We start from the raw sequence: 21,471 nt of genomic DNA on the forward strand, positions 1-21,471 counted from the left end.
TGCTATCAATCCGACAAGGCAATTGAATTGGAACGATGGGACAGCGGCCCCTAAGCTGACCGAAAGAACAGAGGTGCCCATGCTGCTGCCGACGCCCTTCCATGCCTTCGACCGCAAGGCGCAAACCCGCCCAGATCTACCCTTTGTCATGGCTCCGGCCAGCGCGGGCCTGCCGTATGCGCCGGAAGGATTCAGCTACACTTACGGTGCGGCGGCGGAACAGATTGCCGCCCTGCGCGTGGGCTATGCGGCGGCAGGTTACGGCCATGGGTCGCGCGTCGCGCTGATCTTGCAGAACCGGCCGGAGTTCCTGTTTCACTGGCTGGCGCTGAATGCGCTTGGCGCTTCCATCGTGCCGGTGAATGCCGATATGCGCCCCGACGAGCTGCGCTATCAGATGGAGAAATCGCAGGCCGAGTTGATGGTGGCGCTACCCGAATTTGATGCGCTGGTACTGGCCGGGTGCCCCGAGGATATGCCGCGCAGCCATCCCGGCGCAGCCATCCCGCCTGCGAAGGCAACCCGCCCCGCCGCCGAAGGCCAGCCGGGCGACGAATGCGCACTGCTGTTCACCTCGGGCAGCACCGGGATGCCGAAAGCCTGCATCCTGTCGAATTACTACTTCATGAATGTCGCGGACTGGTATGTCTCGACCGAAGGCATGGGCGGGTTGGCGGAGGATTGCGAAGTGTCGCTGACGCCGCTGCCGTTCTTCCACATGAATGCGCTGGGCTGCACGGCGGTCGGCATGATGGTCGTCGGTGGCTGCATCGTGGCGCTGGATCGCTTCCATGCCTCGCGCTGGTGGCAGACCGTGGCCGACAGCGGCGCGACCATTGTGCATGCGCTGGGCGTCATTCCGGCGATCCTACTGCAACTGCCGTCCCACCCGGCTGAAACCGCGCACAAGGCGCGCTTTGCCTTCAGCCCCGGCGTTGATGCTGCGCACAAGATCGAATTCGAGCGGCGCTATGGCCTGCCGATCCTTGAAGGCTGGGCGATGACCGAGACGGGCGGCACCGGCGTCACCTGCACCTTCGGCGTCGATTGTCCGCCCGGCCAGCGCTGCATTGGTGTGGCGCGCAGCGGAATGGACTGGCGGCTGGTCGATGACGAGGGCCGCGATGTGCCCCCCGGCACTCCCGGCGAATTGTGGGTGCGTGCCAAGGGCGACGACCCGCGCAAGGGGTTCTTCACCGGCTATCTGGGCGATGAAAAGGCTACAGCGGAAGCCTGGGAGGGTGGCTGGTTCCATACCGGCGATGTGATGAGTGTCGATGCTGAAGGCCGGTTCTATTTCGTCGATCGCAAGAAAAGCATCGTGCGGCGGTCGGGCGAGAATATCTCGGCGCTGGAGGTGGAGATGGCGCTGATCGCCGATCCCGCGGTGAAGACCGCTGCCGTGACGCCTGTCGCAGATGACACCCGCGGCGAAGAGGTATTTGCTTTCGTGGTGACGGAAGCTGCCGCCGACCCTGCCGCTGCAAATGCGCTGCTGGAACGTCTGGCGGCGAAGCTGAGTTACCATAAGCTGCCCGGCTGGCTTGCCTATACCGAGGCACTGCCGGTCAGTTCGACCAACAAGCTTTTGCGCGGCGTGCTGAAATCTGATGCGGCCGAGGCGGTGGCATCGGGCCGCGCCTTCGATCTGCGGTCGGAAAAGACCGCGCTGCGCAAGAAGGCATGACAGGAAAGGATACGCGAATGACCCCCGAGAAGATCCTCTATACCGCTGAAATGACCTCCACCGCCGGACGTCAGGGCACGTCCAGCCGCCCTGACGGCAGCTTCCCGCTGGCGCTGACCATCCCGAAGGAACTGGGCGGTCCGGGCGGTGAAGGCACCAACCCCGAAGAGCTGTTCGCGGCGGGCTATTCGGCCTGTTTCATCGGCGCGCTGAAGCTGGTGGGGCGGCAGAAGAAGGTCAGCCTGCCCGATGACCTGAAGGTGACCGCCAAGGTCGGCATGGGGCCTGTGCCCACCGGCTATGGGCTGACGGTGGAACTGATCATCCACCTGCCGGGTGTCGAGTCGGCGCTGGCGCAGGAAATCGTGGAGGGCGCGCATCAGCGTTGCCCCTATTCCAATGCGACGCGCGGCAATATCGACGTGACGCTGACGCTGGTCTGACCGGATGGCGCGGCGCGGGTATGAGGATGTCGTGCTGACGGTGCCGGTGACGGTGCCCTATCAGCGCTATTCGGTCGAAAGCACCGCCTGGTGGGCCGGGCGGGCGCTGGCCGCGCTGGCGGCGGGTGCGGGGATGAGCCATCGGGACTTCGACGGCTTTTCCTTCGCCAGCTTTTCGGCCGCGCCGGACAGTGCCATCGGCCTGACCCAGCATTTCGGCCTGTCGCCGCGCTTTCTGGATTTCGTGCCGCTGGGCGGGGTGGCGGGGGTCGTCAGCCTGCGCCGTGCCGCGCGGGCGGTGCAGATGGGCGATGCCGATGTGGTGGCCTGTGTCGCAGCCGAAACCAACGGCGTGCATACCTTCCGCTACGGGCTGGAGAATTTCAGCCGCTTTTCACAGGATGCCGTCTACCCCTACGGGGCGGGCGGGCCGAATGTGTCTTTCGCGCTGATCTGCCAGAACTACATGGCCCAGACCGGCGCGACGCGCGAGGATTTCGGCAAGCTCTGCGTCGCCATGCGCGACAATGCGTTGAAGAACCCCAATGCGCTGATGAAGAAGCCGCTGACGCTGGAACAATATCTGGGTGCCCGCGCCATCGCGCCGCCGATCCACCTGTTCGATTGCGTGATGCCCTGCGCCGGGGCCGAGGCGTTTCTGGTGATGCGCGAGGAAACTGCCAAGGCACAGGGCCTGCCCTATGCGCATCTGCTGGGCAGTATTGAACGGCACAATGCCTTTGCCGAAGACCCGGTGCAGATGCGCGGCGGCTGGGCGAAGGACATGCCGGAGCTTTACGCCATGGCGGGCACCACGCCCGACGGGATCGACGTCGTGAACACTTATGACGATTACCCCTTTGTCTGCATGATGCAGTTCGAGGATCTGGGCTTCTGCAAGAAGGGCGAGGCGTCCGATTTCGTGCAGGCGCATGATTTCACCATCGCCGGGGACTTTCCGCATAACACCTGTGGGGGGCAGTTGTCGGCCGGGCAGGCGGGTTGCGGTGGCGGGCACATGGGCATTGTCGAGGTGCTGCGGCAGGTCACCGGGCAAGCCGGGCCGACGCAGGTTTCGGGCGCGAAACGCGGTCTGGCCTCGGGCTTTGGCATGATCAACTTCGACCGGGGGCTTGGCTCGGGCGCGGTGATCCTTGGCGGGGAGGGCGCGTGATGGCTCCGCTTCAACCACCGCGTCGCAAAGATCCGCTGAAACGCACGCGGCTGCCGCTGTTGCCGCCGGGCCAGCGCAGCCGCGCGGCGCATCACCTGACCGCTGCCGCCGCCGAGGGGCGCTTTGCCCTGCCGCGCTGTGCCGTTTGTGGCGCCTTCCACTTCCCGGTGCGCGAGGCGTGCCCCGACTGCCTGTCGGCGCGGATCGAGATGGTCGAGGCGCCGGAGGGGGCCACCGTCCTGTCGCAGACCACCGCCGAAGTGCCCGCCGACAATTACTTCCGCGAGCGCGCGCCATGGCGGGTGGGGCTGGTCAAGATGGATGCTGGACCGACCGCGCTGGTGCATCTGCATCCCGAAGGTATCGCCGGGTCGCGGCTGCGGCTTGTGCTGATGCTGGACCGCGCCGGGCAGGCGGTGCTTTATGCGGGGCCGGAACAGAAGGGGGCCGATCCGATGACCGATCCGCAATGGCGCGAGATGACCGCCGATCCGCTGCATCGCCGGGTGCTGATTACCGATGCGCGCAGCTTCGCGGCCCCGGCGCTGGTGAAGGCGCTGGTGGAGGCGGGCGCGCGCGAGGTGCGGTTGGGCCTGCCCGAGGCGTGGAAGCCCTTTGCGACGGAGAAGCTGACCGCCCTGCCGGGGGTGAGCGTGGTGCCGCTGGATCTGGGCTCGGAACGGTCTGTCGCCGATCACGCGCGCGATTACGGTGGCAAAACCGAAATCGTGATCAATACCGCCGACCACATGCGCCCCGGTGGCGCGCTGGGAGGCAGTATAACCGCCACCCGCGACGCGATGGAGGCGGTGGTCTTTGGCCCGATGCGGCTGGCACAGGCGCTGGCCCCCGCGATGATCGGGCGCGGTGCCGACGGGCCGACCGGCGCGGCGGCCTGGGTCAACCTGCTGTCGGTACATGCGCTGGCGCCTTCGCCTGCGCTTGCCGGTTGGTCGGCTGCGCAGGCGGCGGCGCTGGCCTGGTCGCACAGCCTGCGGGCGGACCTGGCGCAGGGGGGTGTGAAGCTTCTGAACCTGTTCTGTGGTCCGGCGGACAGCGACTGGTTCCAGACCTGGCCCCAACCGAAGGTCGGGGGCTCTGCCGTCGCCACCGCTGCGGTATCCGGGCTGAAACGCGGGCTGGAGGAAATGTTCGTCGGCGATGTCGCCAAGGACGTTCAGGCCCGGCTGGCCGCCAACCCCAAGGCGGTCGAACGCGAAATGCGGCAGGGATGAGGAGCATCGCATGACCAACCCGTTGACCCTGCTTGTTTCGGCACTCGGCTCCGGCGCGGTGGAGGTGGTGGACCTGACGCAGACCCTGCGCGAGGACAGCCCCACCATCGTGCTGCCGCCGGAATTTGGCGCCTCGGCCCCGGTGCGGATCGAACGCATCTCGCGATATGATGCCAATGGCCCGGCGTGGTATTGGAACAACCTCAACTTCGGCGAACATACCGGCACGCATTTCGACGCGCCGGTGCATTGGTTCACCGGGCGCGACCTGCCGCTGAACACGGTCGATACGCTGCCGGTGGCGGATATGATCGCCCCGGCCTGTGTGATCGACTGCTCGGCGGAAAGCGCCGACCCGGATTTCCTGCTGACCATCGCCCATGTCGAGGCGTGGGAGGCGAAACACGGTCGCATCCCGGCGCGGTCCTGGGTGCTGATGCGAACTGACTGGTCGAAACGGCAAGGCGCGGCTTATGCCAACCTGCGCGACGATGGCGCCCATACCCCCGGCCCTGATGCGGCTGTGATGCGCTGGCTGGTCGACGAACGGGGCATCCTTGGCTTTGGCACCGAAACCATCGGCACCGATGCGGGGCAGGGCGGGCATCTGACACCGCCCTATCCTGCGCACCACTATCTGCATGGTGCCGGGCGCTACGGGCTGCAATGCCTTGCGGCGCTGGATCGCCTGCCGCCGACCGGGGCGGTGATCCTGGCCGCGCCGCTGAAGGTTCACGAAGGTTCGGGCAGCCCGCTGCGGGTGCTGGCCCTGATCCCGAAGGAGGGGTGAATGCGCATCTACTGGCAAAGTTTCATCGACGCGACCGCCAGCGCCGCCTATCTGGCGAAGCTCTCGTCCTATCTGAACGAGATCGCCAGCCCCGGCACCACGGTCGAGGTGCATGGCATCTCGCCCCCCGACCGCGGCTTCGGCCGGTTGTCAGAATTCCGCTGTGCCGTGCAGGCGGTGGATCAGGGGATTCAGGCCGAGGCGGATGGTTATGACGCCATCGTCATGGGGCACTTTCAGGACCCTGGGCTTTATGAACTGAAATCGGCGGTGGGCATCCCTGTCGTGGGCACCGGCGAAGCGACGCTGCATCTGGCGGCGCAACTGGGGCGGATGATCGCGCTGGTCTCGCTGGATGACGTTTACCGCAACATGCACCGCGAACAGGCCGATCTTTACGGCCTTGGCCACCGGATCAGCCATATCGCCGGGCTGAACATTCTGCCTTCTGATTTCTCGGCGGCCTTTGCCGGGGACGAGGCCGCGAAGGTGCGGATGATTGACGGCTTCCGCAAGGTAGCCGAACCGATGGTCGCGGACGGCGCCGATGTCATCGTGCCGGCGGGTGTATTGCCGGGGCTGCTGATCGGCGGCGAATACGGGCTGAAGATCGGCGCTGCGCCGGTGGTGAACTGCGCTGCCGTCGCGCTGATGCAGGCGGAAATGCAGGTGCGGCTGCACCGGCTGAACGGGTTGGAGCCGAACCGCGGGCCGCATTGCTGCCGCGCGCCGGAACAGGCGATGGGCGATTTCCGCCAGCTTGCGGCACAGGGCTTCCGGCGCGGCTGAGAATCCGCTGCGGCCATGTATTTCATGCTTGAAATATTGACCGCAGCCTCTAGTCTGATCCCGACGCGCGCCTCCTTTCCCCTGACCGACTGACCACAGGTCAGCCGCCTTTTTCACGAGGCTCCGATGACGCGACTGCATCCCCTGAAAGGCCCGAACAAGCTGAAGCTTGGTATCTTTGCGGCAAATGCCGACGGTGGGCTGGCCATTACCGATGTGCCCGAACGCTGGCGCGCGCTGTGGAACGACAACCTGTCGGCGGCGCAGATCGCCGACCGCGCGGGGATCGACTTTTTCCTGCCCATCGCCCGCTGGGCCGGGTTCGGCGGCAAGAACAAGGTGCGCGAATGGTCTTACGAAACCTTCAGCTGGGCGGCGGGGCTTGCGGCGGCGACGCAGCGCATCGGGTTGTTCATGACCGTGCATGTGCCGATCGTGCATCCGCTTTACGCGGCCAAGGCGCTGGCGACGGTGGATCATATCTCGGGCGGGCGGGCCGGGCTGAACATCGTCTGCGGCTGGAACCCGAAGGAATTCGGGATGTTCAACATCCCGCTGGTGGATAAGGGCTATGATCAGGCGTCGGAATGGCTGCGGATCATCGAGCAGGTCTATGCCGCCGAGGGGCCGATTGATCTCAACGGCGATTTCTACCAGCTGAAACAGGCGGTCAGCCGCCCGGCCAGCCTGCAAACCCCGCGTCCGGTGACGATGAACGCGGCTTTCGGTGGCCCTGGCCGTGACTTCGCGGCGGCGCATTGTGAATATCTGTTCACAACATTCACCGAGATTGCCGAGGCAGGCAAACATGTCGCGGATATTCGTGGCCGCGCCGAAAAGGTGGGGCGCGATGTCGGCTGTTATACCGTCTGCCATGTGGTCTGCCGCGAAACGCAGGCCGAGGCGGAAGAGTATTACGAACGCTATGCCGTGACACTGGCGGATAAAGAAGCCGTCGATCAGCATATGGCGGGCAAGAAGGAATTCTCGCATTCCCATGACGCCGATGCCTATGACCGTTATCGCAAGCGTTTTGCCGGTGGGGCGGGCAGCTATCCGCTGGTCGGCACACCGGAAAAGATTGTCGAAGAGATGAAGGCGATTTCGGAGCAGGGTTATGCCGGGATCGCGCTGTCTTTCGCCAACTACCTGTATGAACTTCCTTATTTCTGCGACAGGGTTCTGCCGCTTCTGCAAAAGGCGGGCCTGCGCACATGACGACCCTTGCCGCGCTGCTGGCGGATAAAGCTGCCGAACGCCCCGATGCGCCGCTGTTCCTGCTGCCTGCCTCGGTTCAGGCGATGTGGGGCGCGAAGGCGCAATGGAGCTATGGCGAGGTTCAGGCCGAAGTGGCGCGGCTGGCGTCTGATTTCGCAGCGGCTGGCTATGGGCCGGGGCACCGGGTGGCGCTGCTGCTGGAGAACCGGCCCGAGCATTTCCTGCACTGGCTGGCATTGAACAGCCTGGGCATCAGCGCGGTGCCGCTGAACCCAGATGGCAGCGCCGAGGAGTTCGGCTATGTGCTGGGCCATAGCGGCGCGGTTCTGGCGATTGCGCTGGAAGCGCGTGCGGCCCATGTCCGCAGTGCCGCTGCCTCGCTGGGCCTGCCGGTCATCGGACCGGGTGAGGCCCCCCCGCCAGCCCCGCCCGCGCCGGGTGGCGCTGCGGGCGAAGAGGCGGAGGCGGCGCTGGTCTATACTTCCGGCACGACGGGTAAGCCCAAAGGGTGCATCCTGTCGAACCTTTACTTCCTGAACTGGGGGCGCTGGTATGCCGCGCAGGGCGGCGCGATCTCGCTGCATCCTTGGGCCGAGCGGTTGATGACGCCGCTGCCCGCGTTTCACGTCAATGCCTCGGGCCATTCTTTCATGGGGATGCTGACCACCGGCGGGGCGCAGATCATTGTGGATCGCTTCCACCCCCGCAACTGGTGGCACGAGGCGGCAGAGACGGGCGCAACCTGCTTCCATTATCTTGGTGTCATGCCCGCCATCTTGCTGGAACTGCCGGAAGGCCCCGAGGATCGCGCGCATGGCATGCGGTTCGGTCTGGGCGGTGGCGTGCATCCTGATCACCATGCGGTGTTCGAGGCGCGCTATGGTGTGCCGCTGCTGGAAGGCTGGGCCATGACGGAAACAGGCGGTGCCTGTGTGCTGTGCGCATGGGAGGAGCCGCGCGTGCTGGGCAGCCGTTGCATCGGAAACCCCGCGCGCCCCGGCCCGGCGATGGAGGCGCGCGTGGTCGATGACACGGGCACCGATGTGCCCGACGGAACGCCGGGCGAACTTTGGGTGCGGGCGTCGGGGGACGATCCGCGCCGGGGGCTGTTCTCGGGCTATCTGAAGAACCCGGAAGCCACGGCCGAGGCCTGGGCGGGCGGCTGGTTCCATACCGGCGATGTGGTGATCCGCGACGCGGCGGGGCGGCTTTACTTCAACGACCGCAAGAAGAACATCATCCGCCGCTCGGGCGAGAATATCGCTGCCATCGAGGTTGAAGGCGCGGTGGCCTCCTGCGCCGGTGTCGCACAGGTTGCCGTGGTCGCCATGCCCGAACCGCTGCGCGGCGAGGAGGTTCTGGCCGTCATCGTGCCGAAGGCGGGGCAGGACGAAGCCGCGCTGGCGCAGGCGGTGTTCGACCGTTGCGCGACGCAACTCAGCTACTTCAAGGTGCCGGGGGTGGTTGTGTTCGTGGACAGTCTGCCCACGACCTCGACCCAGAAACTTCGGCGCGCCGATCTGGGCGCGCTGGCCGAGGCACCTTTGGCGGCGCCCCGCGGTCATGACCTGCGGGCGCGCAAGCAGGGCCTGCGCGCCCGGTCGGATCAGTAACGTTTCGCCATCGCCTCGACCGGCATGACGCGGATCTTGTCGGCGTTGCCAGCGGTGCCGAAAGCCTCGAACCGCTGTTTGCAGACTTCGGTCATCATGCCCATCGCGGCTTTCAGGTATTTGCGCGGGTCGAACTCGGCCGGGTCTTCCGAGAACGACTTGCGGATCGCGGCGGTCGCGGCAAGGCGGTTGTCGGTGTCGATATTGATCTTGCGCACGCCCGACTTGATGCCGCGCTGGATTTCCTCGACCGGCACGCCCCAGGTCGGCTTGATGTCGCCGCCATAGGCGTTGATGATCTTTTGCAGATCCTCAGGCACCGAGGACGAGCCGTGCATCACCAGATGGGTGTTCGGCAGGCGGCGGTGGATTTCCTCGATGACATGCATGGCGAGGATGTCGCCGTCGGGTTTGCGGGTGAACTTGTAGGCGCCATGCGAGGTGCCCATGGCGATGGCCAGCGCGTCGACGCCGGTTTCCGCCACGAATTTCTCGGCCTCCGCCGGGTCGGTCAGAAGCTGGTCATGGCTCAGCTTCTCGGTCGCGCCATGGCCGTCTTCCTGATCGCCCATACCGGTTTCAAGGCTGCCCAGAACGCCCAGCTCGCCCTCGACCGACACGCCGCAGGCATGGGCCATATCGACCACCGCCCTGGTGATGTTGCGGTTATAGGCGTAGTCGGCCGGGGTCTTGCCGTCCTCTTTCAGCGACCCGTCCATCATCACCGAGGTGAAGCCGTTCTGGATGGCGGTCGCGCAGGTGGCGAGGTTGTTGCCATGGTCAAGGTGCATGCAGACCGGGATGTCCGGGTAGGTTTCGGTCAGGCCGTCGATCAGGCGGGCCAGAACGCGGTCACCGGCATAGGCGCGGGCGCCGCGGCTCGCCTGAATGATCACCGGCGAATTGGTCGCCTTCGCGGCGGCCATGATGGCCAGCCCCTGTTCCATGTTCGAGATGTTGAAGGCGGGAACGCCGTAGCCGTTTTCGGCGGCGTGGTCGAGCAGTTGGCGAAGCGTGATCCGGGCCATGGAATCATCCTTGTCGGGGGTTGGGGGCGCCGAGGTAGCAGCCGATGGTATCGACCTCTTCCGCGGCACCGAAGATCAGTGCGGTATTTTCGTGCAGGGACTGCGGCTGCCGGTCAAGGATCGGCACGGCGCCATCGGTGGCCTTGCCGCCCGCCTGCTCCATCAGAAAGGCAATGGGCGCAGCCTCGTAGACCAGCCGCAGGCGGCCGTTCTCATACCCTTTGCGGCGGTCGGCGGGATAGAGAAACACGCCGCCTTGCAGCAGGATGCGGTGCAATTCGCCCACCGCCGCTGCCAGCCAGCGCATGTTGAAATCCTTGCCGCGCGGGCCTTCCTTCCCGGCGCGCAGATCGCGCGCCCAGGCTTGCAGCCCCTCTGGCCAGTGCCGTTCGTTCGAGGCGTTATAGGCGATGCTTTTCGTTTCCGGCTTCAGCGTCACACCCTCGCGGGCGATGCGGAACCCGTTCAACTCGCGGTCGAAGGTGGCGATGATCACGCCTTCGCCCAGCGAGAAGCCGAAGTCGCAGCTATGCCCGAAAGAGGCATAGCCCGCCGCCACGATGGCGCGGCCGGTCCGCAGAAAGCCCTCGGGCGCGGCGGGCAGGATGGAAAACAGCATCCCCAGCGGCGCACCGATCCCGATGGAGCCGGAGCCGTCGATCGGGTCGATTGCCACGTCGAAGGCGCCTTCGGCGGAAAGGTCGATCACCGCCTCGGCCTCTTCCGACAGCACCTTGCGCACGCCAGCAGCGGCAAGGGCGGCCAGCATGTGATCATGCGCGGCGACATCCAGCGCCTTCTGCTTGTCGCCGGAATCGTTGGTGCCGACGATGGCCTCGGGGTCGCCATGCAGGCGTCCGGCGGCCAGCCGGTCGGCCAGCGGCGGCAAGGCATGGGCCAGCGCGGCGACAATGGCCGCCGCCCCGCCGCGCGCGCGCAGGTATTCGTCCAGCGGCGTGCCGGTGGCAGCGCCGTCATTGGGCAGGCGAAGCATCATTGCCCCTTTCGGATTGGCTGGGGTGCGGGCCAACGCACCCCGTCAAGCTCTCTCATCAAGCGATTACCGCTTGTTGTACTTCGCGTCCACCTCATCAATGGCGCAAACATTGCCGGCGGACCGGCCGCTCGCGTCAAAATTCATCGTTTCGGCCAGCCAGGCGTCGGCGATGGCCTTCGCAAGCTCGGTTCCGATGACGCGGGCGCCCATGGTGATGATCTGCGCATTGTTCGACAGCGCGGCGCGTTCGGCGGAATAGGTGTCATGCGTCAGCGCGGCGCGGATGCCCGGCACCTTGTTCGCCGCGATGCAGACGCCGATGCCGGTGCCGCAGACGAGGATCGCGCGGTCATAGGTGCCCGCCAGAACCTCGCTTGCTACGCGGTCCGAGAGGTTGGCGTAGAAGGTGTCGGGGCCAGCCTCGGTGCGGCTGATCTCGGCCACATCGTGCTTATCCTTCAGGTGTTCGGCCAGAACCTTGGCCAGACCTTCACCCGCGCTGTCGCCTGCAATTGCCAGTTTCATGTCGTGATCCTTCACAGTTTGGCAGCGCAACGGGCCAGAATGTCGAGGTAACCTTCGACATTCCAGGCCGAGCGCCCGATGAACAGCCCGTCGATATGCGGGCAGGAGATGAGTTCCTCGCAGTTGCCCGGATTGACCGAGCCACCATAGAGGCAGGGGATGCGGCGGCCGAGCACGTCTTCGGCCACTGTGATGATCTCCGCCTGCCGCGCATCGGCGTAATCGGAGGTCGCGGGGATGCCATTCACCCCGATGGCCCAGACGGGTTCATAGGCCAGCAGGATCTGCGCCTGTTTCTGCGCCCCCGACAGCTTGTCCAGGGCGCCACGCACCTGCGTCTCCAGCACCTCTTGCGCGCGGCCCGATTCGCGTTCAGCCAGCGTTTCGCCGATGCAGATCAGCGGGATCAGCCCGTGGCGCACCGCCGCCTCGGTCTTGAGGCCGACGGTTTCATCGGTCTCGCCGAAATGCTCGCGCCGCTCGCTGTGGCCGAGTTCCACGATGTCCAGCCCGCAATCCGTCAGCATCACAGGCGAGACCTCGCCGGTCCAGGCACCGTCATCGGCCCAGTGCATGTTCTGCGCACCGACCTTGACGCTGGTGTCGGCCAGGGCCGCCTTCACCTCGCGCACAAGGGTGAAGGGCGGGATGACGAAGCGCTGGATGCGCGGATCGCGCGCGGTGTCGGCAGCACGCAGCCCTTCAGCAAAGGCGCGACCTTCGGACAGCACCTTGTTCATCTTCCAGCTTGTGCCGATCCAGACTTGCGGTTCCATGTATCAATCCTTGGCAATGGTCAAAGCGATCCCCGCGCGGTCCAGCGCGGCGCGATCCTCAGGCGCGGGGGCATCGTCAGTGATGATGGTGTCGAACTCGGCCAGATCGGCCAACACATGCAGCGCCGAGCGGCCGAAACGGGCGTGGTTGATCAGCAGGCAGCAGCGGGCCGAAGCCGCCATCATGGCGCGCTTGGCGCGCACCACGGCGTCATCCATGTGAAAGGCTTGCAGGCCCGAGACGGCAGGGGAAGAGATGAAGGCGATATCGGCGCGCAGCCGTGCGAGTGCGCCTTCGGTCACCACACCGAAAAAGCCGTTGAATTTGGCGCTGAACACGCCGCCGAGGGCGATCAGCGTGATGCCCGCTTCGTTCTTCAGCCGGTCAAGGATGGCGGCATTGTTGGTGATGACGGTCAGCGGCCGCTTGTCCACCAGCGAGGCACCCAGCAGCGCGGCCATGGAGCCATCGTTGATCATCACCGTCATGCCCGGCTCGATCAGATCCAGCGCGGCGCGGGCCATGCGGGCCTTGGCGGCGCCGTCCTGCAATTCGCGGATGCGGAAGTCGCTTTCGAACTGAGTTCCGGCCTCGATGGTGGCGCCGCCACGCACCTTGCGCAGCAGGCCCGCCTGTTCCAGATCGTCCAGATCGCGGTGAATGGTCATTTTCGACACGGCAAAGCGGTCGGCCAAGTCATCCAGATCGACGGCGCGCGCCTCGACCAGCAGATCCATGATCGCCTGTCTGCGTTCCTCGCGCTTCACGATTCCCTCCTGCTGCTGATCGCTTTCTAACATGGGCGCGGCATATCACAACAACATTATTGTTATGTTGTGATTTTATGATGTGATTTTTGTTGTGAAATCACAGAGCAGAAGTTACGTTAGCGCAAACAGGAGGACGCCCATGCCGATGGACAACGCCATCGCGGCCAAGGCCGCGCTTGACCCGCAGAACTTCGCTCTTGCCAACTGCCTGCGCGCGCTGGCCATCGACGCGGTGGAGGCGGCGAAATCCGGCCACCCCGGCGCGCCGATGGGGATGGCGGATGCGGCCGCAGTGCTGTTTCGCAAGCATCTGAAATTTGATGCGAAGAATCCCGCATGGCCGGATCGTGATCGTTTCGTGCTGTCGAACGGCCATGCTTCGATGCTGCTTTACGGGCTGCTGCATCTGACGGGCTACGAGGACATGACGCTGGATCAGATCCGCAACTTCCGGCAGTGGGGCGCGATCACGGCGGGCCACCCGGAATATGGCCATGCGCAGGGGATCGAGGTCACGACCGGGCCGCTGGGGCAGGGCATTGCCACCGCTGTCGGCATGGCGCTGGCAGAACGCAGGCTGGCGGCCGAGTTCGGCGCCGATCTGGTGGATCACCATACCTATGTGTTTCTGGGCGACGGCTGCCTGCAAGAAGGGATCGGGCAAGAGGCGATCAGCCTTGCCGGGCATTTGGGACTGGGCAAGCTGATCGTGCTTTACGATGACAATGCCATCACCATTGACGGGCCGACCTCGGTCAGCTTCTCCGAGGATGTGCCGGCGCGGCTGCGCGCCTGCGGCTGGCATGTGCAAAGCTGCGATGGCCATGACGGGCAGGCTCTGGATGCGGCCATCGCGGCGGCCAAGGCGGAAACCGCGAAGCCCTCGCTGATCGCTATGAAAACCGTGATCGGCTTCGGTTCGCCCGGCAAGGCAGGCACCTATGCGGTGCATGGCTCTCCGCTTGGTGCGGCTGAGGCCGAAGCGACCAAGGCGGCACTTGGCTGGACCGCCGCGCCGTTTGAAATTCCCGCCGAATTGGGCGCCGAATGGCGGGCCATCGGGGTGCGCGGGGCTGCGGATCGTTCGGCATGGGAATCCCGCCTTGCCGCCCGCCCCGAGGCGGAACGGGCCGAGTTTCTGCGCCGCCTGTCGGGCGATCTTCCCCCGGCATATGATGCCGCCGTGGCCGAGGCGCGCGCGGCGCTGTTCGCCCAGCCGAAGAAGGCCGCCACCCGCAAGGCCAGCCAGATGGCGCTGGAGGCGCTGACCCCGGCGCTGCCCGAAATGATCGGTGGTTCGGCTGACCTTACCGGCTCGAACCTCACGCGCGTTCCGGCGGTGGACAGCCAGTATACGCGCGAGGCGCCGGGTCGTTACATCGGCTATGGCGTGCGCGAATTCGGTATGGCGGCCGCGATGAACGGCCTCGCCCTGCATGGCGGGTTCATTCCTTATGGCGGCACGTTCCTTGTGTTTTCCGACTATTGCCGCAATGCGATCCGGTTGTCGGCGCTGATGGGTCTGGGCGTCGTCTATGTGATGACGCATGACAGCATCGGTTTGGGCGAGGACGGCCCGACCCACCAGCCCATCGAACACATGGCCTCGTTGCGCGCTATTCCGGGGCTGACGGTGTTCCGCCCCGCCGATGTGGTGGAAACGCTGGAAGCCTGGGATATCGCCATTCGCAACCGCCATGTGCCCTCGCTGATGGCGCTGTCGCGTCAGGACGTGCCGCAACTGCGTCTGGAGGCGGGAGCCGAAAACCTGACCGCGAAGGGCGCCTATGTGATCCGCCAGTTCGGCGAAGGGCGGGATGTGACGCTGATCGCGACGGGCACCGAGGTTGCGCTGGCCGTCGAAGCCGCCGGGGCGCTGCATGGCGAAGGCATAGCGGTTGTCGTGGTCTCCATGCCCTCGTGGGAGCTGTTCGAGGCTCAGCCCGCCGAATATCGCGCCGAGGTTCTGGGCAATGCCCCCCGCATCGCGGTTGAGGCTGCGGGCAAGTTCGGCTGGATCCGTTATGTCGCCACCGAGGATGACGTGATCGGTATGCCGGGCTTCGGCGCCTCCGCCCCGGCAGAGCGGCTGTATCAGGAGTTCGGGATCACCAAAGAGGCGATCATGGCGCGGGCAAAACTTTTGGCGCGGGGTTAATCCGCGCCCTGCATCAGTGCCATGGCGGTGGCCTCGTCGGTGATGAGGCCCCGTAACCTGCCGCTGTTCAACACCGCCCGCACAGCCGCAACCTTGCCCGGCCCGCCTGCGATGGCGACGACATGGCTGCCCTCCGGCCCGTCCAGATCCACGGCCAGGGTCCGCGCGGTCAGCGTGGTTTCCAGCACATGCCCGGCAGCGTCAAAGAAGTGGCCCAGCATCTCGCCCGCGCCACCCGCCGCATTGATCTCGGCGATCTCGCGCGGTTCGATCATGCCCGAGGCGACAAGCTGTGCATCGGCGTCGGCGGTGCCGATGCCCACCACCTTCAGCCCCGCGCCGTTCGACATGTCGAACACCTCGCGCACGCCGGGTTGTGCCAGCAGGATCGCCCGGTCCTCGGCCGAATTGGCGAAGAAGGGCACCGGCATGACATAGGATTGCGCGCCGGTCTTTTCGGCCATGCGGTGCATCACGTCATGCGGGTTGGCGGCGTAGTTCCGCGTCAGCCCGCCCAGAAGCGAGACGAAGCGTGTGCCCCCGGCATCAAAGCGCGGCAGGTGTTGGACGGCGGCGGCCAGCGTGCGGCCATGGCCAAGGCCGATCACCGCATGTTCACTGCTTTCAATGACCCGCCGCAGGAAGCCCGCGCCCGCCAGACCCAGCGCGCGCAGCGGCAGCCCTTCTTCCCCCAGATCGGGGGCAACCTCGCAGCTTTCCAGCCCGTAGCGGGTGGCCAACTGTTGCTCCAGTTCCACGCATTCGACAATCGCGCCGTCGATGGACACCTTGACCGCCCCGTCCGCCACCGCCCGCGCGATCAGCCGGTGGGTTTTCACCGAGGGCAGGCCCAGCCGTTTCGCCACGGCGGCCTGTGTCAGCCCACCCGCGTAATGCAACCAGGCCGCGCGGATGGCGAGGCTTTCCTCGGGGTCAAGCGGGCTGCGGCGGGCCATGGGCTTCCTTTCAGGCGGCGGCGTCTTGGACGGCGACAAGATCGGCTGCCGACAGGGGCGCCGGATTGGCCTTCATCGAGGACGAAGTGGCGGCGGCCTGTGCCGCTGCGGCGCGGGCCTCTGGCCCGATGCCCTGCGCGGCAAGGCCGGGCAGACCGGCGCTTTGCGACCATGCAGACAGAGCCTGTGCGGCGCTGTCCATGTCGGGCGCGCTTTCGAAAGCCTCGGACAGCCAGCCCGCCACCCGGTCCAGCCGCGCCGGATCGGCCACGGCACGGCGATTGGCGCGCAGCACATGCGGCAGCAAAGCGCCGCAGATCGCGCCATGTGCCGCGCCGGTCAGCCCGCCCAGTGGCCCGGCCAGCCCGTGCACGGCGCCCAGCCCGGCATTGGCCAGTGCGAGGCCGCCGCACAGGCTCACCCAGGCCATTTCGTCGCGCGCCTGAGCGTCCTCGCCCTGCATCAGCCGCTTCAGCGCCGCCAGCCCGCGCGGGATGGCATCGGCGCAAAGCGCGTCGGTGAGCGGGTTGGCGCGGGTGCTGGTGAAAGGCTCGATCACCTGTGTGATCGCGTCCAGCCCCGAGGCCAGCGTGATGGCGCGCGGGCAGCCATCGGTCAGCGCCGGATCGACCAGCGCCAGACGCGGCAGCATCCGCGCGTCGCGGAGGCTGACCTTGCGGGCATGATCGGGCACACCGATCACCGCATTGCGCGTGACCTCGGCCCCAGTGCCGGCGGTTGTGGGGATGGCGATGAAGGGCAGGGGGGCCACATCCAGCGGCAGGCCAAGGCCCACGACCTCCAGATGATCCAGCATCTGACGCGGGGCGGGCACCATTGCGGCAATGGCCTTGCCCGCGTCGATCACTGCGCCGCCGCCAAGTGCCACCACGGCCTCGGCGTCCGAAGCGCGGGCCAGCGCTACCCCGGCCTCGATCAGTTGCACATCGGGTTCGCGCGGCACGGCGAAATGCGTGACCGTGCAGCCCGCCGCTGCCAGAGCGGCGGCCAGTGGCGCCGCACGGGCAGGAGTAGCCCCGCCGACCAGCAGGACGCGCCGCCCCAGAGCCGCGATGCGGCCCGGCGCCTCGGCCAGCTTGCCGCGCCCGAACAGGATTTCGGTTGAGGTGGCGAAGGCGAAGGCTTGGGTCATCGGCAGGCTCCGGGGCTGTGCGACCTCAGATATTCAGGTTTTGCACGCCGGTGTCGATATGCGGCGCCCAGAAAGCCACGCTTTCGGCGATCTGCGGGATCACCTGCCGGTCATTCGGTTCGCGTTCCTTGAAGCTGAGTTCAAGGCAGATCTCGTTATCCACTGCGCCACCTTCGGCAAGGGCGGCCAGCAGCGGCTCGGGCTGGATCGAGCCTTTGGCGTTGAAGGCCGCCGTAAAGGGGCGGTGGCCGGATTTGTCCATCATTGACTGCTTGATATGGATGATCGGGCTGACTTTGGGCACCGCCCGCGCCCAGGCGTAAGGGTCTGTATCGTCGGGGTCGGGACTGGTGACATCGCCATGGTCGATATCGGCCATCATCCACATCGGCACCGCCATATCCGCCGCCGTCAGCCGGTCTTGCAGCGTCAGCGCGGCGGCGATGGTTTCGCCAAATTCGCGACCGACGCTCATCGGCTCCCAGAACACATAGCGCAGCCCGGCGGATTTCGCATGTTCCGCCACCTCGGCCCAGCAGTCGATCGCGGTCTGGATCAGCGCCTCGCGCCGCGCCGGATCGTCGTAATCCTGATAGGTGAAGATGGCGAATTGTGTGCCGACCGAGGTGCCGCCCAGATCGGCGGTGATGTCGACGAAGGTCTTGAACCAGTCCACATAATAGCGCCGCACATCGCGGTCGGGGTGGCCGAAGTGATTGAGCCGCCCGTAAGGCCCGGTCATGCCAGAGGTGACCCTCACCCCCGTCCGTGCCAGCGCGGCACCCATCTGCCGGGTCAGGCGACGGATCACCGGGGCGGGCCAGCCCGGGTTGATGAACTCATGCGTCAGTTGCAGGTCACGGATGCGCAGGTCACGCGCCACGGTGTCGATCAGATCATCCGGGTCGGCAAAGCGGTTCACCAGCGGATTGGTATTGAGCGAGAGCGTCAGGGTCATGGGAACCTCAGGCGGCAAGGCGGGCGGCGGTGAACCAGTCGGCAAAGGCCGCGCGCTCGGCCTCGGTCAGGTGCAGGTAATGCTTGGTCCGGCGATAAAGGATGTCCTCGGCGGTGCGGGCCCATTCCTTCGCGGTCAGGTAACGTACCTCGGCCTCGTAAAGGTTGCCGCCGAAGTGACGGCCCAGCCCGGCCAGTGTGGTCGCCGCACCTACCACATCGCGGGTGCGTGCGCCGTAAAGCCGCCCGTAATGCTGAACCAGCTTGCGCGGCATCCAAGGGTAACTGTCGCGCAGGTCGTTGGCGAAGGTCTCGTAATCCGCGCCGGGCATCTCGCCACCAGGCAAGGGGGCGTGCTGCGTCCAGTCATCACCCATTTTCGGGAAGATATGGCGCAACCGGTGTAACCCACGCTCCGCCAGTTCGCGGAAAGTGGTGATCTTGCCGCCGAAGACGTTCAGAAGCGGGGCGCCACCGGTTTCATCCAGATCGAAGACATAATCGCGCGTCACGGCAGAAGGGTTGCCCTTGCCATCGTCGAACAGCGGCCGCACACCCGAAAAGCTGTGCAGCACGTCGGAACGGCGCAGCTTTTCCTTGAAATAGCGGTTCACGGCGGCCAGCAGATAGTCGATTTCGGATTCGTCTGCCGCCACATCCTCGGCCCGGCCCTCATAGGCGATGTCGGTGGTGCCGATCAGCGCCTTGTCGCCCTCGTAGGGGTTGATGAAGATGACGCGCTTGTCGTGGTTCTGCACCAGATAAGCGTTCGATCCGGCCCACCATTTCGGCACGATGATGTGGCTGCCCTTGACCAGCCTCACATTGCGGGACGAATTGGACCCGGCGACATTGTTGATCACCTCGCTGACCCAAGGGCCGGCGCAGTTCACAAGACATTTCGCGCGGAAGGTTCGGGTTTCGCCGGTGGTGCCGTCGCGGGTGATGACGGTCCAGCCGCCGTTTTCGCGCCGGGCCGAAATGGCAGGCGAGCGGGTCAGCACCTCGGCGCCCTTTTCAGCGGCGCCAAGCGCGTTCAGCACCACAAGCCGCGCGTCATCCACCCAGCAATCGGAATATTCAAAACCGCGGGTGAACTGGTCGAGGATCGGCATGCCTTCGGGGTCGCGCCTCAGGTCCAGTGTTCGGGTGCCGGGCAGTTTCTTGCGGCCGCCAAGGTGGTCGTAAAGAAAGAGGCCCAGCCGCACCAGCCAGGCGGGCCGGTCCTCGGGGCTGTGCGGCAAGACAAAGCGCATTGGCCAGATGATATGCGGCGCGGCGTTCAGCAGAACTTCGCGTTCGATCAGCGCCTCGCGCACCAGCCGGAATTCGTAATATTCCAGATAGCGCAAGCCGCCGTGCACCAGCTTGCCGGAACGGGACGAGGTGCCCTCGGCCAGATCGTCTTTCTCGCACAGCACGACCGACAGGCCACGCCCGGCGGCATCGCGCGCGATACCGGCTCCGTTGATCCCGCCGCCGATGACGAACAGGTCGATCATTCCGGGTTCGGTGGTCATGTCAGTCTCCTTCATGGAACGTCCGGGCGGCGGCCAGCGCGTCCCAGGCGGGGACAAGGCCACGCCGCGCGGCGGCAAAAGCGGGAAAGATGCGGCCATAGGCGGTGACCAGCGCGGGGTCGGGGGTCTCGGACGCGCCCAGAAGCGGGGTGACCCAGTCGGCGATGCAGGCGTGCATATCGGGGTAGGCGCCGATGGCGACGGCGGCCATCATGGCAGCGCCTGCCGCCCCGGCCTCTTCGCGGGCCGACACGCGCACTGGCGCGTCGATGGCAGCGGAGAGGATGCCACGCAGCCCGCGCGACCGGGCGGCCCCGCCGGTCAGGCGCAGCTCTCCGGGCAGGCTGCCCATGGCGGCATAGCAATCGCGCATGGCATGGCCCAGCCCCTCGACCACGGCGCGCAGAATGTCGGGGTAGCGGTGGTTCAGCGAAAGGCCGGTGAAGCCCGCGCGGGCGTCGGCGTTGACGAAGGGGCCGCGCTCCCCGGCGGCCGAGATATAGGGCATGTAGACGATCTGGCCTGGTGTGCTTTGCGCCAGCCAGCCGTCGATGCGGGCTACCAGATCGCGGTGGCTGACCTCCTGACCGAAGTCGCGCAACACATCGGCGGCAAGACCCAGCGCCCAGTCGATGTTCAGCGTGGCGGCCATGTTGGTCTGCACCTGCGTGACCAGGCCGGGCACCGGCAGGCAGATCACATATCCGGTGCCCTCGGCGTTCAGATGCACGTCGCCGGCCTCAACCGCGCGCATGTGCACGCCGGTGGAGCCGACGGTGGAGCAAGCCACATCCCCCGGCCCACCCACGACGCCGGCGCCCAGTGCGGTCATTACCATGTCGACATAGCCAAGGCTGACTGGCGTACCCGCCAGAAGCCCGGTCTGCGCGGCGGCCCCGGGCGTCAGCGGATGGGTGATCTGCGTGCCGTCAATGATTTCGGGAAGCAGGTGGCGACGGGCGCTCAGGTCCAGCGCATCAATCACCGCATCGTCATAGGCACGGTTGCGGAAATTGCCGAAGGTGAAGCTGGCCTCCGACGGATCGGTGGCGCGCGCGCCCGTCAGGTTGAGGTAAAGCCAGTCCTTGCAATGCAGCGCGACCTCGGCCTGCGCCAAAAGCTCGGGGTAATGCGTCTGCATGTGGGCAAGTTGGCTACCCTGCTGGCAGGTGTTCAGCCCGGTGCCTGTCGCCTCGAATCTTGTGCGGTTCGCGGCTATGGCCGCCAGCCGCGCGACCGTGGGTGCAGCACGGGCATCCAGCCACAGCCAGGCGTCGCCCACAGGCTGGTTGCCCGCCCCCACAAGCCAGGTGCCATCGCCCTGCCCGGTAACTGCCAGCGCGGCGGTGCGGGCGGCGAGCCCCGCGATCTTCGCGCCCAGACCGCGCAGCGCGGCGGCGCAATCGGCCCAGGTATCGGTCAGCGACTGCGTAACGGCCCCGCCGGTCCGACTGGCATAACGATTCGGCACGGCTGCCGCATCAATCTGACGTCCTGCCAGATCAAAGGCCACGGCCTTGATGACCGAGGTTCCCGCATCAATGCCGATCAGCAGGTCGCGCCCGTTGCCCTGTCCTGCCATGTCTTTTCGCCTCCCGCCTTCGGCCCGCAGATACGCAGCCGTGTCCCGGCATCTCCTCCGATGCCGTTTCCGCTTCATAGCACAGTTTCACGATGCATG

Annotated in this window: 19 protein-coding genes; 9 read left to right on the forward strand and 10 right to left on the reverse strand. The window is 66.1% G+C overall.

The window, feature by feature from the left end:
* Window positions 1–79: 79 nt before the first annotated feature.
* From C8N34_RS17135 to C8N34_RS17170, 8 genes are all read left to right on the forward strand, one after another.
* Window positions 80–1,687, forward strand: a complete 1,608-nt coding sequence (locus C8N34_RS17135; protein WP_108129794.1) for an AMP-binding protein — start codon at window positions 80–82, stop codon at window positions 1,685–1,687.
* A 17-nt stretch (window positions 1,688–1,704) separates the two neighbouring features.
* Window positions 1,705–2,130, forward strand: a complete 426-nt coding sequence (locus C8N34_RS17140; RefSeq protein WP_108129795.1) for an organic hydroperoxide resistance protein — start codon at window positions 1,705–1,707, stop codon at window positions 2,128–2,130.
* A gap of 4 nt (window positions 2,131–2,134) precedes the next feature.
* Window positions 2,135–3,304 (forward strand): thiolase family protein, encoded by a 1,170-nt coding sequence (locus tag C8N34_RS17145; protein ID WP_108129796.1) that lies wholly within the window; start codon window positions 2,135–2,137, stop codon window positions 3,302–3,304.
* Window positions 3,304–4,539: an SDR family NAD(P)-dependent oxidoreductase gene (locus C8N34_RS17150; RefSeq protein ID WP_199750692.1), complete on the forward strand. Its 1,236-nt coding sequence runs from the start codon at window positions 3,304–3,306 to the stop codon at window positions 4,537–4,539. Before C8N34_RS17145 ends, C8N34_RS17150 begins: the two co-directional genes overlap by 1 nt.
* Before the next feature lie 10 nt (window positions 4,540–4,549).
* On the forward strand, window positions 4,550–5,329 hold the full coding sequence (locus tag C8N34_RS17155) for a cyclase family protein (protein WP_108129798.1): 780 nt from the start codon (window positions 4,550–4,552) through the stop codon (window positions 5,327–5,329).
* Window positions 5,330–6,118 (forward strand): aspartate/glutamate racemase family protein, encoded by a 789-nt coding sequence (locus C8N34_RS17160; RefSeq protein ID WP_108129799.1) that lies wholly within the window; start codon window positions 5,330–5,332, stop codon window positions 6,116–6,118.
* Window positions 6,119–6,244: 126 nt separating this feature from the next.
* Complete coding sequence (locus tag C8N34_RS17165) at window positions 6,245–7,336, forward strand: LLM class flavin-dependent oxidoreductase (protein ID WP_108129800.1); 1,092 nt, start codon at window positions 6,245–6,247, stop codon at window positions 7,334–7,336.
* On the forward strand, window positions 7,333–8,949 hold the full coding sequence (locus C8N34_RS17170; RefSeq protein WP_108129801.1) for an AMP-binding protein: 1,617 nt from the start codon (window positions 7,333–7,335) through the stop codon (window positions 8,947–8,949). Before C8N34_RS17165 ends, C8N34_RS17170 begins: the two co-directional genes overlap by 4 nt.
* Here C8N34_RS17170 and fba read toward each other — a convergent pair.
* The 5 genes from fba to C8N34_RS17195 all read right to left on the reverse strand — a co-directional run bounded on the left by fba (window position 8,943) and on the right by C8N34_RS17195 (window position 13,043).
* A complete protein-coding gene (gene fba / locus C8N34_RS17175; RefSeq protein WP_108129802.1) occupies window positions 8,943–9,977 on the reverse strand; it encodes a class II fructose-bisphosphate aldolase in 1,035 nt (344 codons plus the stop codon). The two genes, C8N34_RS17170 and fba, sit on opposite strands and share 7 nt — an antisense overlap.
* Before the next feature lie 4 nt (window positions 9,978–9,981).
* On the reverse strand, window positions 9,982–10,974 hold the full coding sequence (locus C8N34_RS17180) for a class 1 fructose-bisphosphatase (RefSeq protein ID WP_338419720.1): 993 nt from the start codon (window positions 10,972–10,974) through the stop codon (window positions 9,982–9,984).
* A 63-nt stretch (window positions 10,975–11,037) separates the two neighbouring features.
* The gene (derI, locus tag C8N34_RS17185) at window positions 11,038–11,499 is read right to left on the reverse strand and encodes a D-erythrulose-4-phosphate isomerase (RefSeq protein ID WP_054304312.1); all 462 of its coding nucleotides are present in this window, start codon (window positions 11,497–11,499) and stop codon (window positions 11,038–11,040) included.
* An 11-nt stretch (window positions 11,500–11,510) separates the two neighbouring features.
* Window positions 11,511–12,275 (reverse strand): triose-phosphate isomerase, encoded by a 765-nt coding sequence (locus C8N34_RS17190; RefSeq protein ID WP_108129803.1) that lies wholly within the window; start codon window positions 12,273–12,275, stop codon window positions 11,511–11,513.
* 3 nt (window positions 12,276–12,278) lie between these two features.
* Window positions 12,279–13,043 (reverse strand): DeoR/GlpR family DNA-binding transcription regulator, encoded by a 765-nt coding sequence (locus C8N34_RS17195; RefSeq protein WP_054304310.1) that lies wholly within the window; start codon window positions 13,041–13,043, stop codon window positions 12,279–12,281.
* 142 nt (window positions 13,044–13,185) lie between these two features.
* Here C8N34_RS17195 and tkt point away from each other — a divergent pair, with 142 nt between their 5' ends.
* Complete coding sequence (gene tkt, locus C8N34_RS17200; protein WP_108129804.1) at window positions 13,186–15,204, forward strand: transketolase; 2,019 nt, start codon at window positions 13,186–13,188, stop codon at window positions 15,202–15,204.
* On the opposite strand, the gene C8N34_RS17205 is transcribed toward tkt, so the two are convergent.
* From C8N34_RS17205 to C8N34_RS17225, 5 genes are read right to left on the reverse strand one after another with little or no spacing between them, the layout of a single operon-like run.
* Entirely contained in the window at window positions 15,201–16,160 is a 960-nt protein-coding gene (locus C8N34_RS17205; protein ID WP_108129805.1) for a sugar-binding transcriptional regulator, read from the reverse strand. The two genes, tkt and C8N34_RS17205, sit on opposite strands and share 4 nt — an antisense overlap.
* A 10-nt stretch (window positions 16,161–16,170) precedes the next feature.
* Window positions 16,171–17,313: an iron-containing alcohol dehydrogenase gene (locus tag C8N34_RS17210; protein WP_108129806.1), complete on the reverse strand. Its 1,143-nt coding sequence runs from the start codon at window positions 17,311–17,313 to the stop codon at window positions 16,171–16,173.
* A 25-nt stretch (window positions 17,314–17,338) separates the two neighbouring features.
* Window positions 17,339–18,271, reverse strand: coding sequence for a sugar phosphate isomerase/epimerase family protein (locus C8N34_RS17215; protein WP_108129807.1), 933 nt, complete (start codon window positions 18,269–18,271; stop codon window positions 17,339–17,341).
* A 7-nt stretch (window positions 18,272–18,278) separates the two neighbouring features.
* Window positions 18,279–19,790: a glycerol-3-phosphate dehydrogenase gene (locus C8N34_RS17220; RefSeq protein ID WP_108129808.1), complete on the reverse strand. Its 1,512-nt coding sequence runs from the start codon at window positions 19,788–19,790 to the stop codon at window positions 18,279–18,281.
* Between the two features lies 1 nt (window position 19,791).
* Window positions 19,792–21,372 carry an FGGY-family carbohydrate kinase gene (locus C8N34_RS17225; protein ID WP_108129809.1) on the reverse strand — a complete coding sequence of 527 codons (1,581 nt, stop codon included), beginning with the start codon at window positions 21,370–21,372 and terminating at the stop codon, window positions 19,792–19,794.
* Between the last annotated feature and the right edge of the window lie 99 nt (window positions 21,373–21,471).

It is taken from the genome of Gemmobacter caeni, from assembly GCF_003054195.1.
Lineage (GTDB): Bacteria > Pseudomonadota > Alphaproteobacteria > Rhodobacterales > Rhodobacteraceae > Gemmobacter > Gemmobacter caeni.

Bases quoted from the DNA above. Each gene is read 5' to 3' on its own strand.
- C8N34_RS17210 (WP_108129806.1), bottom strand. From the start codon at position 17,313: ATGACCCAAGCCTTCGCCTTCGCCACCTCAACCGAAATCCTGTTCGGG.
- C8N34_RS17220 (WP_108129808.1), bottom strand. From the start codon at position 19,790: ATGACCACCGAACCCGGAATGATCGACCTGTTCGTCATCGGCGGCGGG.
- C8N34_RS17150 (WP_199750692.1), top strand. From the start codon at position 3,304: ATGGCTCCGCTTCAACCACCGCGTCGCAAAGATCCGCTGAAACGCACG.
- fba (WP_108129802.1), bottom strand. From the start codon at position 9,977: ATGGCCCGGATCACGCTTCGCCAACTGCTCGACCACGCCGCCGAAAAC.
- C8N34_RS17190 (WP_108129803.1), bottom strand. From the start codon at position 12,275: ATGGAACCGCAAGTCTGGATCGGCACAAGCTGGAAGATGAACAAGGTG.
- C8N34_RS17140 (WP_108129795.1), top strand. From the start codon at position 1,705: ATGACCCCCGAGAAGATCCTCTATACCGCTGAAATGACCTCCACCGCC.
- C8N34_RS17205 (WP_108129805.1), bottom strand. From the start codon at position 16,160: ATGGCCCGCCGCAGCCCGCTTGACCCCGAGGAAAGCCTCGCCATCCGC.
- C8N34_RS17215 (WP_108129807.1), bottom strand. From the start codon at position 18,271: ATGACCCTGACGCTCTCGCTCAATACCAATCCGCTGGTGAACCGCTTT.
- C8N34_RS17225 (WP_108129809.1), bottom strand. From the start codon at position 21,372: ATGGCAGGACAGGGCAACGGGCGCGACCTGCTGATCGGCATTGATGCG.
- C8N34_RS17155 (WP_108129798.1), top strand. From the start codon at position 4,550: ATGACCAACCCGTTGACCCTGCTTGTTTCGGCACTCGGCTCCGGCGCG.
- tkt (WP_108129804.1), top strand. From the start codon at position 13,186: ATGCCGATGGACAACGCCATCGCGGCCAAGGCCGCGCTTGACCCGCAG.
- C8N34_RS17165 (WP_108129800.1), top strand. From the start codon at position 6,245: ATGACGCGACTGCATCCCCTGAAAGGCCCGAACAAGCTGAAGCTTGGT.
- C8N34_RS17145 (WP_108129796.1), top strand. From the start codon at position 2,135: ATGGCGCGGCGCGGGTATGAGGATGTCGTGCTGACGGTGCCGGTGACG.
- derI (WP_054304312.1), bottom strand. From the start codon at position 11,499: ATGAAACTGGCAATTGCAGGCGACAGCGCGGGTGAAGGTCTGGCCAAG.
- C8N34_RS17180 (WP_338419720.1), bottom strand. From the start codon at position 10,974: ATGATGCTTCGCCTGCCCAATGACGGCGCTGCCACCGGCACGCCGCTG.
- C8N34_RS17135 (WP_108129794.1), top strand. From the start codon at position 80: ATGCTGCTGCCGACGCCCTTCCATGCCTTCGACCGCAAGGCGCAAACC.
- C8N34_RS17160 (WP_108129799.1), top strand. From the start codon at position 5,330: ATGCGCATCTACTGGCAAAGTTTCATCGACGCGACCGCCAGCGCCGCC.
- C8N34_RS17170 (WP_108129801.1), top strand. From the start codon at position 7,333: ATGACGACCCTTGCCGCGCTGCTGGCGGATAAAGCTGCCGAACGCCCC.